At 65.2% G+C, this 13,503-nt stretch carries 13 protein-coding genes; 6 read left to right on the top strand and 7 right to left on the bottom strand.

Going from position 1 to position 13,503, the window contains the following annotated elements; all coding sequences use genetic code 11:
* Positions 1-4 precede the first annotated feature (4 nt).
* The 3 genes from AB0366_RS15630 (at position 5) to AB0366_RS15620 (ending at position 3,437) form a co-directional block, all read left to right on the top strand.
* The gene (locus AB0366_RS15630) at positions 5-1,642 is read left to right on the top strand and encodes a 2-isopropylmalate synthase (RefSeq protein ID WP_366244949.1); all 1,638 of its coding nucleotides are present in this window, start codon (positions 5-7) and stop codon (positions 1,640-1,642) included.
* Positions 1,643-1,674: 32 nt separating this feature from the next.
* The gene (locus AB0366_RS15625) at positions 1,675-2,481 is read left to right on the top strand and encodes a pentapeptide repeat-containing protein (protein ID WP_366244717.1); all 807 of its coding nucleotides are present in this window, start codon (positions 1,675-1,677) and stop codon (positions 2,479-2,481) included.
* A 68-nt stretch (positions 2,482-2,549) separates the two neighbouring features.
* Entirely contained in the window at positions 2,550-3,437 is an 888-nt protein-coding gene (locus AB0366_RS15620; RefSeq protein WP_366244715.1) for an oxidoreductase, read from the top strand.
* A 10-nt stretch (positions 3,438-3,447) separates the two neighbouring features.
* On the opposite strand, the gene AB0366_RS15615 is transcribed toward AB0366_RS15620, so the two are convergent.
* Together AB0366_RS15615 and AB0366_RS15610 are read right to left on the bottom strand one after the other, a co-directional pair.
* Positions 3,448-4,476: a glycerophosphodiester phosphodiesterase family protein gene (locus tag AB0366_RS15615; RefSeq protein ID WP_366244948.1), complete on the bottom strand. Its 1,029-nt coding sequence runs from the start codon at positions 4,474-4,476 to the stop codon at positions 3,448-3,450.
* Positions 4,477-4,538: 62 nt separating this feature from the next.
* Positions 4,539-5,099, bottom strand: a complete 561-nt coding sequence (locus tag AB0366_RS15610; RefSeq protein WP_366244714.1) for a TetR family transcriptional regulator — start codon at positions 5,097-5,099, stop codon at positions 4,539-4,541.
* A 60-nt stretch (positions 5,100-5,159) separates the two neighbouring features.
* Between AB0366_RS15610 and zapE the strand changes: the two genes are divergently transcribed.
* Positions 5,160-6,089: a cell division protein ZapE gene (gene zapE, locus AB0366_RS15605; RefSeq protein WP_366244713.1), complete on the top strand. Its 930-nt coding sequence runs from the start codon at positions 5,160-5,162 to the stop codon at positions 6,087-6,089.
* Here the strand turns inward: zapE and AB0366_RS15600 are convergent.
* Positions 6,034-7,305, bottom strand: coding sequence for a GGDEF domain-containing protein (locus AB0366_RS15600; RefSeq protein WP_366244712.1), 1,272 nt, complete (start codon positions 7,303-7,305; stop codon positions 6,034-6,036). The two genes, zapE and AB0366_RS15600, sit on opposite strands and share 56 nt — an antisense overlap.
* A gap of 316 nt (positions 7,306-7,621) precedes the next feature.
* On the opposite strand from AB0366_RS15600, the gene AB0366_RS15595 reads away from it, so the two are divergent.
* A complete protein-coding gene (locus tag AB0366_RS15595) occupies positions 7,622-8,056 on the top strand; it encodes a hypothetical protein (protein WP_366244711.1) in 435 nt (144 codons plus the stop codon).
* Positions 8,053-8,940: a pirin family protein gene (locus AB0366_RS15590; RefSeq protein WP_366244710.1), complete on the top strand. Its 888-nt coding sequence runs from the start codon at positions 8,053-8,055 to the stop codon at positions 8,938-8,940. The genes AB0366_RS15595 and AB0366_RS15590 overlap by 4 nt, the downstream gene beginning before the upstream one ends.
* A gap of 9 nt (positions 8,941-8,949) precedes the next feature.
* On the opposite strand, the gene AB0366_RS15585 is transcribed toward AB0366_RS15590, so the two are convergent.
* The 4 genes from AB0366_RS15585 to AB0366_RS15570 form a co-directional block, all read right to left on the bottom strand.
* Positions 8,950-9,963 (bottom strand): hemolysin family protein, encoded by a 1,014-nt coding sequence (locus tag AB0366_RS15585; RefSeq protein ID WP_366244709.1) that lies wholly within the window; start codon positions 9,961-9,963, stop codon positions 8,950-8,952.
* A complete protein-coding gene (locus AB0366_RS15580; protein ID WP_366244708.1) occupies positions 9,960-11,366 on the bottom strand; it encodes a hemolysin family protein in 1,407 nt (468 codons plus the stop codon). Before AB0366_RS15580 ends, AB0366_RS15585 begins: the two co-directional genes overlap by 4 nt.
* 206 nt (positions 11,367-11,572) lie before the next feature.
* Positions 11,573-12,136 carry a ribonuclease H gene (locus AB0366_RS15575; protein ID WP_366244707.1) on the bottom strand — a complete coding sequence of 188 codons (564 nt, stop codon included), beginning with the start codon at positions 12,134-12,136 and terminating at the stop codon, positions 11,573-11,575.
* 119 nt (positions 12,137-12,255) lie between these two features.
* On the bottom strand, positions 12,256-13,449 hold the full coding sequence (locus AB0366_RS15570) for an MFS transporter (RefSeq protein ID WP_366244706.1): 1,194 nt from the start codon (positions 13,447-13,449) through the stop codon (positions 12,256-12,258).
* Between the last annotated feature and the right edge of the window lie 54 nt (positions 13,450-13,503).

The raw sequence follows: 13,503 nt of genomic DNA, 5'->3' as shown, positions 1-13,503 counted from the left end.
CCCGATGCCCTCGCACCGCTACCGCGACGTGCACCGCCGTGTCACAGTCATCGACCAGGAAAGACACTGGCCCGCAGCCACCTTCGACGCTGCGCCGCTGTGGGTTCCGGTCGATCTCCGCGACGGCAACCAAGCGCTCGCCGAGCCCATGGACCCGCAGCGCAAACGCCGCATGTTCGACCTGCTGGTGAACATGGGCTATAAGGAAATCGAGGTGGGGTACCCATCGGCGAGTCGCGCGGACTTCGACTTCGTTCGGTCGCTCGTCGGTACCGTGCCCGAGGACGTGACGATAGTCGTGTTCACCGCAGCCAGAGCCGATCTCATCGAACAGACCTTCGCCTCGATCGAGGGATTGGCCGATGTTGTGGTGCACATGTACACCGCAACGGCACCGACCTGGCGCGAGGTGGTGCTCGGACATTCCCGTGATGCACTGCGCCGGTTGATCTTCGAGGCCGGGGAGCGGATCGCACGAACAGCCGGAGACCGGAGCGGGGTTCGCTTCGAGTTCTCGCCGGAGGTGTTCAACCTGACCGAACCGGACTACGTACTCGAGATCTGCAACGGCATGTCGCAGATCTGGGATTCCAGCGCCGATCGCCCGGTGATCCACAATCTTCCTGCCACAGTGGAGATCTCGTCCCCGAATGTCTATGCCGACCAGATCGAGTACATGCATCGTCACCTCGACTGCCGAGACTCGGTGATCCTCTCGGTGCACCCGCACAACGACCGGGGAACCGGAGTCGCGTGCGCAGAGCTGGCGGTGCTGGCCGGCGCGCAACGCGTCGAGGGGTGCCTGTTCGGCAACGGAGAACGGACCGGGAACGTCGACCTGGTGACGCTGGCCCTCAACCTGCACGCCCAGGGCATCGACCCGATGATCGACTTCTCCGACATCGACGAGATACGCCGAACCGTGGAGTACTGCAACCGAATCGAGGTGCACGAACGGCATCCGTACGCGGGCGACCTCGTCTACACCGCGTTCTCGGGAACGCATCAGGACGCGATCAAGAAGGGGATGGTTCACCACCGCATCGAGGCCGACCGGCTGGGCGTCGCCCCCGAACTCGCTCCGTGGGCGGTGCCGTACCTGCCGATCGATCCCGCCGACGTGGGACGCGACTACGACGCGGTCATTCGGGTGAACAGCCAGTCCGGCAAGGGCGGCATCGCGTATCTGCTGTCGGTGGACCACGGCCTCGAGCTGCCACGAAGGTTGCAGATCGACTTCGCCCGAGTGGTCCAGCACGACACCGACTCGACGGGCACCGAGATCAGCTCGAAGGAGATCTGGACTCTGTTCGAGGACAGCTACATTCGCACCGGCCGTCGCACACTGCTGTCGTGGTCCATCGATGCCGACTCGACCCTGTCGGTCACCCTCGCCGACGACGACGGCGAGCATCGTCACAGCGCCACCGGGACCGGGCCGGTCGACGCATTGGCGCAGATTCTCGGAGTCGAGGTGCTCGGCCTGTCTCAGCACTCCACCACCCACGGCTCGAACAGCGGAGCGGCGACGTACATCGAGGCTCGTCGGGGCGGGAAATCGGCATGGGGAGTGGGAATGGACGGATCCGTCGTCGCCTCCTCGCTGAATGCACTGGTGTCGGCAGCGAACAATCTCGTTTGACGCTGCCACGCGCCCCGGGACAGAGTGGACGCATGCACGCGCCCGAGAACTTGCTGGCCGATTGCGGCAGTTGTTTCGGACTCTGTTGCGTCGCTCTGCCCTTCGCGAAGTCCTCGGACTTCGCCGTCGACAAGGCCGCCGGTGAGCCGTGCCGCAATCTTCGGCAGGACTCGCGGTGCGGCATTCATTCGACGCTGCGGGAGAAGGGCTTTCCCGGGTGCACGGTGTACGACTGCTTCGGTGCGGGCCAGAAGGTGTCGCAGTCCACGTTCGCCGGACGGGACTGGCGGCAGCAGCCGTCGAACTCGTCGGAGATGTTCGCGGTGTTCCCGATCATGCGTGATCTGCACGAGTTGCTCTGGTACCTGGCGGATGCGCGTGACCGGGATTCGGCCGCGACACTGCACGATCGGCTGTCCGGCGAATACGCAGAACTGGACGCGCTGACTGAGTCGACACCCGAAGTTCTGCTGTCGGTCGATGTCTCCGCTCTGCGTTCACGGATCAACGAGTTGCTGCTCGAGGCAAGCGATCTGGTTCGAGCCGAAGTGAGGGGCAAGAAGCAGAACTACCGCGGCCGCGACATGATCGGCGCGCAACTGGCCGGCGCGGATCTGCGCGGCGCGAGCCTGCGCGGCACGTACTTCATCGGTGCCACCCTGCGTGGCGCCGACCTGCGCCTGGCGGATCTGATCGGCGCAGACCTCCGCGGTGCCGACCTGCGAGGTGCGGATCTACGCGGCAGCATCTTCGCGACGCAGTTCCAGATCGATGCAGCGAAAGGTGACGGGTCGACGCGACTCCCGCAATCGGTGACGCGTCCGAATCATTGGGTCTAGTTTCGGGCCGAACGAGGCTTCTGCGCTGCTCATGGGCAAAGTCCAAAACAGACCGGTAGCCTGGCGGCGTGCCCGAAACCAAGCAGAGACGCGTTGTCATCACCGGTGCGAACACCGGTATCGGCTACTACACCGCCTTGGAGTTGGCGAAGCGAGGCGACCACGTGACGCTCGCGTGCCGCAACAAGGACAAGGCCGACGCCGCCGCGGCCAAAATATCGGCGGAGGCACCCCGCGGAACCGTCGACACCGCCACCTTGAACCTCGCCGACCTGGCCTCGGTGCGTGAGTACGCTGCGTCAGCACCCGATTCGATCGACGTGCTCATCAACAACGCCGGCGTCATGATGCCCGCAATGCGGACCGAGACGGCGGACGGGTTCGAGCTCCAGCTCGGCACCAATCACCTCGGCCACTTCGCCCTGACCGGCCTGCTGTTCCCCAAGCTCGCTGCGGACGCCAAGATCACCACCATCGCTTCCGTCGCGCACCGGCAGGGCCCCAAGCTCGATTTCGACAATCTTCAGCTCGAGCGTGGGTACAACCCCCAGCGCGGGTACGCGAACTCCAAGCTTGCGAACATCCTGTTCGCGTTGGAACTGCAGCGCCGGATCGACAAGGCCGGACTGAAGGTCACCAGCAACGCCGCCCACCCCGGAATCTCGGCCACCGAGCTGTACTCGAGCCCCGACGGTCTGGGCAGCAACAAGATCCTGTCCACTCTCGCTCCGATCGGACTGAAGATCTTTTCGCAATCGGCCAGTGCCGGAGCTCGTCCCACGCTCTACGCAGTCGACGTTGCGGGTGGCGGCACGTACAGCGGCCCCAAGTCCCTGTTCGAGACGCGCGGTAAGCCGGGCAAAGCGAGCATGACCAAGACCGCACAGGACCCGGCTCTGGCCGCGCAGTTGTGGGACGCCAGCGAGAAGTTGACCGGAGTCGGCTACCCGTTCTGACCGGGGACCGTCACCTGGCGGGCGCGGGCAGTGGAAGTCCGCGCTCGCTCATGACGGCACGCAACCGGTCTGGGTAGTCGGTGATCAGGCCGTCGACGCCCAGATCCATCAGTGCACGCATCGTGTCGGGATCGTCGACGGTCCACGGGATCACTCGAATTCCGCGCTCGTGGGCGGAGTCCACCATGTCCTGGGTGACGAAGAGCTCGAAGTCGGGGTCGCCGATCTTGCCGTTCTGCGGGGTCCCCTGCACCGGCGAGTACGCCGACGCCCCGAACGAATCGATCGCGGCGATCGCGTCCCCTCCGAAGTCGTCGATATCGATTCCACCCAGCCACTTCGATGGTCGTTCCGCAGGCTCCACTCCTGGCGGCGATGCACCGTCCTGGCCGACTTGCAGGAAGTCACCGTTGGTCAGTGCCACCACCGGCACCTCCGGCTCGGCCTCGCGGACCAGTGTGAGAGCACCCCAGTCGAAACTCTGCACGGTAACCCGGTCCAGCATGTCCGCGTCGCGGATTGTCCCCAGAACCGTGTCGACGAACTGCTCGCGCGGGGCCGTCTCGGTAGGGCTGCCCGCCTCGACCTTGGTCTCGACGTTGAGTTTCACTCCCGGGGCGTCGGCCGACTTCACCAGGTCCAGCACCTCGGCGAGGGTCGGCATTCGAGCGCCGGGGACGCGTCGTTGCTCCGGGTAGTCCTCGAGCGGCAGGGCTCCGCAGTCGAGAGTGCGAATCTGCGCGAGTGTCAGTGTGTTCACGAATTTCCCGACGTACGGAAACTCGGGGTCTCCCGGTGTGACCGCACCGGTGTCGACGCACTTGCTGTCCGAGACCTTGCGGTCGTGGGTGACGATCGCGATGCCGTCCTCGGTGATCTGCGTGTCCAGTTCGAGGGTGCTCACCCCGAGTTGCAGTGCATTGGTGAACGATTCGATGGTGCTCTCGGTGACCAGACCGAGGCCGCCGCGATGCGCCTGCAGATCGAACGACTCTTCCGGCAACGCTGGGTCTGCTGCCGAGTCCGTTCCGCACCCCATCGACACCGCGAGAGGAATGCACACCAGGGGCAAGTACTTACCGAATCGCATGCTCGACGAGGCTACGGAAGGTCGGTGTCCACCGAGTTCCCCAGCGATGAACTCCCAGCACCCGCGAGGTAGACGGAGATCGGAAACCGCAGCGCTGCAACATCCTTCGACGAGCGGCGCCCGAACACGACGTCGGCCACCAGACCCTCGCACAGCGAGACGAGTCCGTCTCCGTGCGCGGGTTCGGCGAACAACGCCTGCGCCCGTTCGACCGAGAAGAACGATCGAGCCAGGACGTCTCGAACATTTTGCGCAACAGCAGGATCCAGCATCAATGCGTAGCGGGCCCGAAGCTCGATCGTGCGATGAGTGAGCGCATCGTGGAGATACCGCGCGATGACCGTGGCGACGTCACTCTCGGCACCGGCGATATCGAGGAACGTCGCGCGCGAAAGCTCGACGAGACGGGCGGCAACCGCCGCCGACAGATCGGACTTGGTGCGGAAGTAGTAGGACGTCGACCCGGCCGGGTAGTCGAGCGCGGAATCGATCGCCCGATGCGTCAGCGCGCGCAGGCCGTCGCGCGCGATGACTTCGAGGGCCGCATCTGCGATGGCTGTTCGACGATCCATGATCGTGACCCTACACACCCACTCTACAAAAGTAGAGGGCGTCGGCGTACGGTTCGATTCATGAGGCCGATCGCACCGCGACACACGTTCGACGCCGACTTCACCCTCGACGACGCCCAAGCATCGGCCGCCGACGCGCTCTCGACCCCCGGCACCGGGGGCGTCTACCTGTGGGGTCCGGTCGGCCGCGGCAAGACCTGGCTGCTCGACGCCTACTTCGCCGGTGCCGCGGCCACCGCGAAGAAGCGCGTCCACTTCCACGCCTTCTTCCGCGACCTGCACGCTGCGTACTTTCGGCACCGCTTCTCGATCGATGCGGCCATCGACGACATCCTCTCGACCGACGACACCGGACTGCAGGCTGAACTGCTGTGCTTCGACGAATTCCACGTCCACGACATCGGCGACGCCCGGCTCATCACGCGCATGCTCGACGCCCTCTTCGCCCGCGGGGTCGCTCTGGTCGTCACCTCCAATTACGCCCCCGACAATCTGCTGCCCAATCCGCTGTTCCACCCGACCTTCGTTCCGACGATCGAGAAGCTGAAGAAGAATCTCGAGGTGATCTGCGTCGACGGTCCCGTCGATTACCGTGCCGCCGGCACCAGCGGTTCGCAATTCGCGTCGGGGAGTTGGAGTCTCGAGCGCGCGTCGGATGGTCACTCGTTTGCCGATCTGTGCTGCGCCGCTCGTTCGACGGGCGACTACCTCCGGATGTTCGAGGAAGCAACGAGCCTGACCGTCAACGAGATCCCCGCACTCGCGAGTGTCGACGAGTTCGCCGCTCAGCGGTTCGCCAATCTCGTGGACGTCGCCTACGACCGCGATGTGCGGGTCGACTTCCACGCCCTCGTGCCGTTGGATGAATTCGCCGTCGGATGTGCGGGTCTCGACACCGATCGATTGGTCAGCAGGCTCAGCGAATTGGGCCCGTCTACATCGTCTCGAGCACCGTTCGATTTCCACCGTCCGACTTCGCTCGGTACATGAGGGAATCCGCCGCGCGCGTCGCGTCGTTGACCACATCCACCCCTGATGTCCATGCGTCCGAATCCGGAGCGATCACGACTGCGCCTGCGCTCACTGTGACCGGTATCGGATCCGAGCAATTCGTCAGAGTGCCGCTCACCTCGAGCACCAGTTCACACAACTGTTCCGTCTCGCCGACGAGGACGGCCACGAACTCCTCACCCCCGGTTCTCGCCACCACCCCCGACTTTCCGAGGTGGTCGCGGAGACGGTCGGCAACGAGGACGATGACGGCATCGCCCTGGTCGTGTCCGTAGCGGTCGTTGACGCTCTTGAACCGATCGATGTCGACCAGAACCAGAACGAATGCCAACTGCTCGCGGTGGGCGACCATCCGCAGATCTTCGATGGCATTCTGCAGTCCGCGTCTGTTCTTCATTCGGGTCAGCGGATCGATCTCGGACTGCCGTGCGTCCTCGCACACCAAGGACCAGGCGATCTGAGCGAAGATCGGGACACCCGACGTCGCGCCTCCGGCCACCAACACCGCGGCGATCGCATCCCACGGACCCCACAGACCCTGCACATATGCGGCCGCCCCGATGTAGACGATCACCAGATTGGCGAACACCAGGTGGGCGACAAGCAGTTTCGGTCCGAGGAAGAAGGTGCACATCGCACCGGTGAGTGCGAAGAGGAACGTGCCGATCAGTGCCGACGTGGGGACATCGAGAAGAATCACCGACGCAAGACCGACGTCGCCGAACGCCAGGAATGTGACCACCTGCCACTTACGGTCCGGCAGCGGTCCGAACAGCAGATAGACGATCGCGGCGAACTGCAGAACCAGGACGAAGAGGACGTAGGCAACAGGGCCCGTTCCGGTCGGACCGTTCGGCGACCCCAACATCAGAATCGACACCGCGGCGTACAGAGCTGTACAGCTCGCGAACACCACTCGGATCAATCGGTGCAGCGGACGAGTCGACTTGTGCACGAAAATCCAGTCGAAATCGTGCGGCGCATTGAACCAGTGGCGTAGTACCTGAGCCGCACTGGGCTCGGGTCCGAGCGGCGGAACGGTGATACTCGAGACCGACCTCGGCGGCGAGAGCGTGGTCGACCGTTTGCGGTGGCGACTGCGTGCCTCGCCGTGAGCCCGCGTCGACCGTGGTTGTGAGGACGCATTCGATCGCTCGCCGTGCCGCGACGCGGGCGATCGAAAGTCTTCGTGCATGAGGGCTCCCTTGTGAAACGAACTGCCCAGGTCCGAAAGCGTACCGATCACCGTTTCGGCTCGCCCGAAATCTCCTGATCCGGTCTCGAACGGCTGCCGGGCGGAGGAATCGGGAGTCGCGCCCCGGAGGCATCGGTCGCGATCGTGGACGCCCTCCCCGCACATACAAAGGGAGACACCCACTACTGACGGCGGTCGGGGGCGACAGCAGTAGCGGGTGTCTCATTGTGCATTCGCAGCCTCTCTCGAGGTGGATGGGTATCGGATGAGAAATTTTTCCCAGGTTTTTCTTCGACCCGAGGAATAGCCTGTGACCATGCCTTTCACAGCAGCGAATCACTACGACTTCACCGGCGACGACATCACCGGGACCGTCGATGCCCATCGATCCGCCGGCGTCTGGGCGGCGCAGCTCGTTCTGAGCGGACAGACGCTGGAGTCCACCGACGTCACCCGATCGGACCTGGGTTTCGAGGTTCGTACCGTCGTCGAGAATCTCTCGGACGGTAACCGGACCCACCTGCTGGTCGTGTTGCCACGCGTCACCATCGACTCCGACGACAGCCAGGTCTCGGGTCGTTCCGCAGGCTCCACTCCGCAGGTCTCGGGTCGTTCCGCAGGCTCCACTCCGGCTGTCACCTTCACCTCGTACGCGGTGCTGTACACGGTCCACGGTGGATCGACCGCGGTGCACGGCGCGGCCGAGTCCTACGACGTGCGGCAGCTCAGCGGAACCGCGTCACACGTATGACCATCGAAATACTCACCCCACGCGAGGTTCCCCTCGGCGGCCCCCGAGCACTGAAGGTTCGGCGCACGCTCCCGCAGCGGCAGCGGTCACTGATCGGCGCGTGGTGCTTCGCCGACCACTACGGGCCCGACACCTCGTCGATGGACGTGCCACCCCATCCGCACACCGGACTCCAGACCGTCAGCTGGCTGTTCTCCGGCGAGATCGAACACCGCGACAGCGTCGGATCACATGCCATGGTGCGGCCGGGCGAACTGAATCTGATGACGGCCGGCCACGGCATCAGTCATTCCGAGACCTCCACTCCGCAGACCGAGATTCTGCATGGCATGCAACTGTGGGTTGCCCTTCCGGCTCGATCTCGCTTCACGGCACCGACGTTCGAGCACCACGTGCCACAGACCCACACGAGCCAGGGGCTGACCGCACGAGTGTTCCTCGGCTCACTGCTCGGCGAGACCTCGCCGGTGTCCACGTTCACCCCTCTTCTCGGAGCCGAGATCGTGCTCGACGCCGGAGCCCGCGTCACCCTCGACGTCGACCCGACGTTCGAGCACGGCGTCATCGTCGATCAGGGTGCCGTGACGATGGACGAGACCGCCCTTTCCGCAGCCGATCTCGGCTACCGCGAACCGGGCGGTTCGACGCTCGATCTGCACAATCCGACCCGAGAGCCGGTGCGGATGCTCCTGCTCGGCGGACCGCCGTTCGGAGAGCAGATCGTCATGTGGTGGAACTTCGTCGGCCGCAGCCACGAGGACGTCGTCGAGTACCGGGCCGCCTACGAGCGGGGCAGCGAGCAGTTCGGCACCGTCGAGGGCTATCCGGGATCTCGACTGCACGCACCTCCGCTACCCAACAGCCGGATGCAACCGCGCGGCTGACTCCTTCTGCTATGCAGCAGGAGCCGTGGGCAGCACCCGCTTGATGACGTCGGTGAGCGTGACGATGCCCAGGAACCGTCCATCGGTCTCGACGACCGCGAGCTGAACGCTGCGGTTGCGCATCTGCCGTAGCAACTCGTACACCGGTGTCGAACCGTCGACCGTGTAGGCCTCCCGTGCGTAGTCGGCAGCCGGTTCACCGACGTCGGCCAGCAACGTGTCCCGCACGTGGACGACGCCGGGCGTCGCGCCGGAGCTGTCGGTGAGCAGTACCCGAAGGTGACCGGAGCGCAACGCCGCCGCCTGCACATCGGAGACAGTGGAACCGTGCGGCACCGACGTCGCCTTGGAGTCGGGCACCGTGATCTTCTCGACGGTCAGTGTCTCGAGTTCGATCACCCGGGTGATCTGGGTCTGCAGTTCCGGTTCCAGTACACCGACCTGCGACGAGTACTCGACGAGATTGCGGATGGTCTCGGCGTCGCGTCCGCCGACCGCAGCGCTCTCCACCGGCTCCACACCCGACCGTTCGACGAGCTTGTTGGCGATCTTGTTGACCCACACCAGGAACAGCCGGAAGGGGCGGATGAACGCCCGAGACGGCAGGCCGATGATGGTGGCGGCCAGTTCCGGATGCGCGATTGCCCAGGACTTCGGGGCCATCTCCCCGACCACCAGGTGCAGGAACGTCACGAGCAACAGCGACAGAGCGAACGCGGCGGTTCCGGCCAACCAGCCCGGCACACCCCAGGAGGTGAACACCGGACCCAGCCACGAATCGACGGCGGGCTTGGTGACGGCACCGAGCGCGAAGGTGCAGGCAGTGATGCCCAGCTGCGCGCCCGCCAGCATGATCGTCAACTCGTTCATTCCGCGCAGCGCCGCCCGCACGGATCGGCTCGTGCCTGCCTTCTCCTCCAGTCGATGCCTGCGGGCACCGAGCAGAGCGAACTCGATGACGACGAAGAACGCACTCAGCGCGATGAGCAATACCGTGACCGCGACGACGACCCACGCGTTCATCGGTCCGTCTCCTCGTCCGACTCCGGCGAATCCTCGCTGCCGTCCGGCGAATCCTCGTGAAGTCTGATTCTCAGCTCACTCGGCACGTGCCGGTCCACCTCGAGTACCTCGACTTCCAGCGACGGACGCGGCGGTACCTCTTCCATCAGGTCGGCCCCGAACACCGCGAGGTCGATACGCACCGTGTCTCCGACCTCGGGCAGATTCCCGCCCTCGGCGATGAGCAGGCCGGCGAGCGTCTCGTAATCGCCTCTCGGCAACAGCATGTCGCGACCGATGGTGCGTTCGACCTCGTCGACGTGGACGTCGCCGTCCATGAGCCACACTCCGTCTTCCTGATCCTCCACCCCGGCGATGTCCTCGTCGTGCTCGTCGGTGATCTCGCCGACCAGTTCCTCGGCGAGATCCTCGATGGTGAGTACGCCGGCGAATCCGCCGTATTCATCGATCACGCATGCCAATTCGTTCTTGGTACTCGACAACAACTCCAGGGCATCCTCGAGGGGCATCAACTCCGGCACGATCAGCGGCTCTCGCATGATCTCGGTGACCGAACGGCTGTCGTCGGGGGCAGCGGCCAATACCTCGGCCAGCTGCACCACACCGATCGGCTCCTCACGGTCGCCGATCACCGGGTAGCGAGTGTGCGCACGCACCATCCGCGCCCGCATCTCGCCGATGGCGGTGGCGGGGGTGACTGCGTCCACCCGACCACGCGGGATCATGGCGTGCTCGACGTCGCGTTCCGGAAAGTCCAATATGCGGTCGAGCAGCAACGACAGATCCTCGGTGAGATCCCCGCTGGCCCGGGAATCTTCGATGATGCTCTCGAGATCCTTGGCGGTGGCACTGCTGTCCACGTCGTGCACCGGTTCGACGCGCAGCAGACGCAGCATCGCGTTGGAGGACTTGTCGAAGAAAGTGATCAACCAACCGAACGCGGCCAGGTAGATCAGCGTCGACCGGGCGAGGCGTCGGGACAGCGGATCGGGGTTCGCGATGGCGAGATTCTTCGGATAGAGCTCGCCGAAGATCATCTGCACGACGGTCGCGAGCACGAGAGCGCCCACCGTGCCGATCGAAATACCCACCGCGATGGGAACTCCGGCACTGCTCAGCAGCTCGCCCAGCGATTCGCCGATGAACGGCTCGGCCACGTAGCCGACCATCAGACCGGTGACCGTGATGCCCAGCTGCGCGCCCGACAGCATGAACGAGGTGCGCTTGGTGACCTTCAGTGCCCGCTCGGCCGACGCGTCGCCCTTCTCGGCCCCGGTACGGAGCGTCGCCCGGTCGACGGACATGTAGGCGAATTCCTGGGCCACGAAGTATCCGTTGGCCGCGATGATCGCGGCGGTGAGTACGAAGCCGAGGAGCAAAGACAGTAGCGCGGTGATCACCATGCGATCACTCGAAAACGGACGGCCGGAGCAGCGCCCTCGGATGAAGCAGTGCCCTCGGATGAAGCAGCGGCCATGGGCGGCCGAGGGGGATCTATGGAGTGCACAGTGCGCTCGACGCCTCCGTTGTCAGAAAATCCGAATTGAGTGGAATGTCGTGATTCTAGCGACTGCGGATGCGCGATTCCCACGTCCAGACGGATGAGCGATCAGAACAGCGTCGGAACCGCGTCGTCGGACGTCGACGCCTCGCGCGCCTTCGTGGCCGGAGACGAAGGAGCGACATCCGCCGGGGCCGGTGTCGACTTTTCGGGTGCGGTCTTGGCCGGAGCTGTCAGACCGCCGGCGGCCATGGCGCGTGCGGCCTCCCCGGCCAAGGCGTCGGCCGCTTCGTTGAAGTGATTGCCGACGTGTCCGCGGACCCACCGGAACCGGACCGGACCTTCGCGTTCGGTGATGGCTCGCTCGATGCTCTGCACCAGCTCCAGGTTGCGCACCGGGGTACCGCCCGCCGTTTTCCAGCCCTTGCGCTTCCACCCTGCGAGCCACTCGGACGCGCACTTGATGGCGTACTGCGAATCGGATTCGATCAACAGCGGCTCGGGGCCGGGGTGCGCCAGCACCGCCTCCAGCAGGGCCCTGAGCTCGGCGACCTGGTTGGTGCCCGAGGGCTCACCGCCGGAGTTGCTCGGACCCGTGTGGTTGACCCACGCCCACCCGATTGCTCCGCCGGGGTTACGCAGACACGAGCCGTCCGTACTCACGATGATCACGGTCTCAGACCCTACTTCGGGGCACCGACAAACTCCGGGTGACTCGCGCACGAACTCCGAGGTACTTGGCAATCGACTGCGCGGCACCGCGAATCGACTCCATCGCACCGCCGACCGGGTCAGGCGTAGTGGGACGCCCTGGCCCTCCTGCCGTCGAGGGTGAGCAGCACGAACGCAACCGTCGCAAGCACTGCGATGAGCGCGGAGAACACCAGTCCCGCCGTCACCAATCCCCATGCGTTCGCCGCAGCCCCGGCCCCGATGACCGGCACCGAGATGGCGACGTACAGCACCACGAAGAATGTCGAGGTCACTTCGGCTCGACGTTCCGGCGGAAGCCCTGCGGCGATGGCCGCCATTCCGTTGCTGAACGTCACGCCCTGCCCGATTCCGCACAGCAGCGCCGCGATCAACAGGACCGGCAGCGACGTCAGTAGCAGCGACAGCGCCAGGACCACCAGCCCGACCGTCAGAACGACGCAACCCCAGCGCTGCGCGGACGTAGGATCGGTTCGGCGTAGAACGATCTGCGCGGTCGCGGATGCCGCGAAGACGACGAACACCACGGCCCCGGTGACCGCATGATTGTCGATCTGCAGCACCCCGGCGATGAAGCCCGGTGACACCGCGGTGAAGAGTCCGAGTACCGCGAACCCGGCGAAGCCACCGATCGAGGCGCGCAGAAACGTGCCGCGGACATCCGCGGGGACAGACAATCGCTGCATGTGCGGCCGGGCACCGCGCGCGACCCTGACGGTTTCGGGCGCGAGAAACACCGCCACGGCGGCCACCGCGAGCAGGGCGATGTCGACGAAGAAGGTCAGGCGTAGCGGGTGCGGGAAGTATTCGGCCAGCAACCCGGCCACCAACGGGCCCAGGCCGAGTCCGCCGATGTTGGCCGCCGTGGCGATTGCCGGAGCTCGATCCCGCCACGCGTCCGGTACCAGTTCGATCAGGGTCACCGTCGCGGTTCCGACGAAGATTCCCGCCGACAACCCGGACAGCACCCGCCCGATCACCAAGGCCGTGAGCGAATCCGCAGTCACGAACACCACGGCGCTGACCAGCCCGAAAACGATGGCGGCCAACAGCATCGGCCGACGCCCGAGTGAATCGGACCAGCGACCGAAGGCCAGCAGGGCACCGAGCACACCGACCGCGTACGCCGCGAACACCAAGGTGATGACGAAGACGGAGAAGCCGAACTCGATCTCGTACAGCGCATAGAGCGGCGTCGGCATGGTCGTTCCCATCATCGCCACGACGAACGCGTAGGCAACTCCGACAAACGCGGCTGCGCGCGATCGAGTCACGAAGATCCTCCTGATGGTGCCGACGGGACCGGCCGCCGCGAGGGAGGCTGTGCG

This window comes from Rhodococcus sp. NPDC076796 (genome assembly GCF_040702765.1).
GTDB lineage: Bacteria > Actinomycetota > Actinomycetes > Mycobacteriales > Mycobacteriaceae > Rhodococcoides.
This window is presented reverse-complemented; position numbering and strand designations above follow the sequence as displayed.

Excerpts from the sequence above, each read along its gene's own strand:
- AB0366_RS15630 (WP_366244949.1), top strand. The coding sequence starts at position 5 with ATGCCCTCGCACCGCTACCGCGACGTGCACCGCCGTGTCACAGTCATC.
- AB0366_RS15625 (WP_366244717.1), top strand. The coding sequence starts at position 1,675 with ATGCACGCGCCCGAGAACTTGCTGGCCGATTGCGGCAGTTGTTTCGGA.
- AB0366_RS15615 (WP_366244948.1), bottom strand. The coding sequence starts at position 4,476 with ATGGGGTGCGGAACGGACTCGGCAGCAGACCCAGCGTTGCCGGAAGAG.
- AB0366_RS15610 (WP_366244714.1), bottom strand. The coding sequence starts at position 5,099 with ATGGATCGTCGAACAGCCATCGCAGATGCGGCCCTCGAAGTCATCGCG.
- zapE (WP_366244713.1), top strand. The coding sequence starts at position 5,160 with ATGAGGCCGATCGCACCGCGACACACGTTCGACGCCGACTTCACCCTC.
- AB0366_RS15600 (WP_366244712.1), bottom strand. The coding sequence starts at position 7,305 with ATGCACGAAGACTTTCGATCGCCCGCGTCGCGGCACGGCGAGCGATCG.
- AB0366_RS15595 (WP_366244711.1), top strand. The coding sequence starts at position 7,622 with ATGCCTTTCACAGCAGCGAATCACTACGACTTCACCGGCGACGACATC.
- AB0366_RS15590 (WP_366244710.1), top strand. The coding sequence starts at position 8,053 with ATGACCATCGAAATACTCACCCCACGCGAGGTTCCCCTCGGCGGCCCC.
- AB0366_RS15585 (WP_366244709.1), bottom strand. The coding sequence starts at position 9,963 with ATGAACGCGTGGGTCGTCGTCGCGGTCACGGTATTGCTCATCGCGCTG.
- AB0366_RS15580 (WP_366244708.1), bottom strand. The coding sequence starts at position 11,366 with ATGGTGATCACCGCGCTACTGTCTTTGCTCCTCGGCTTCGTACTCACC.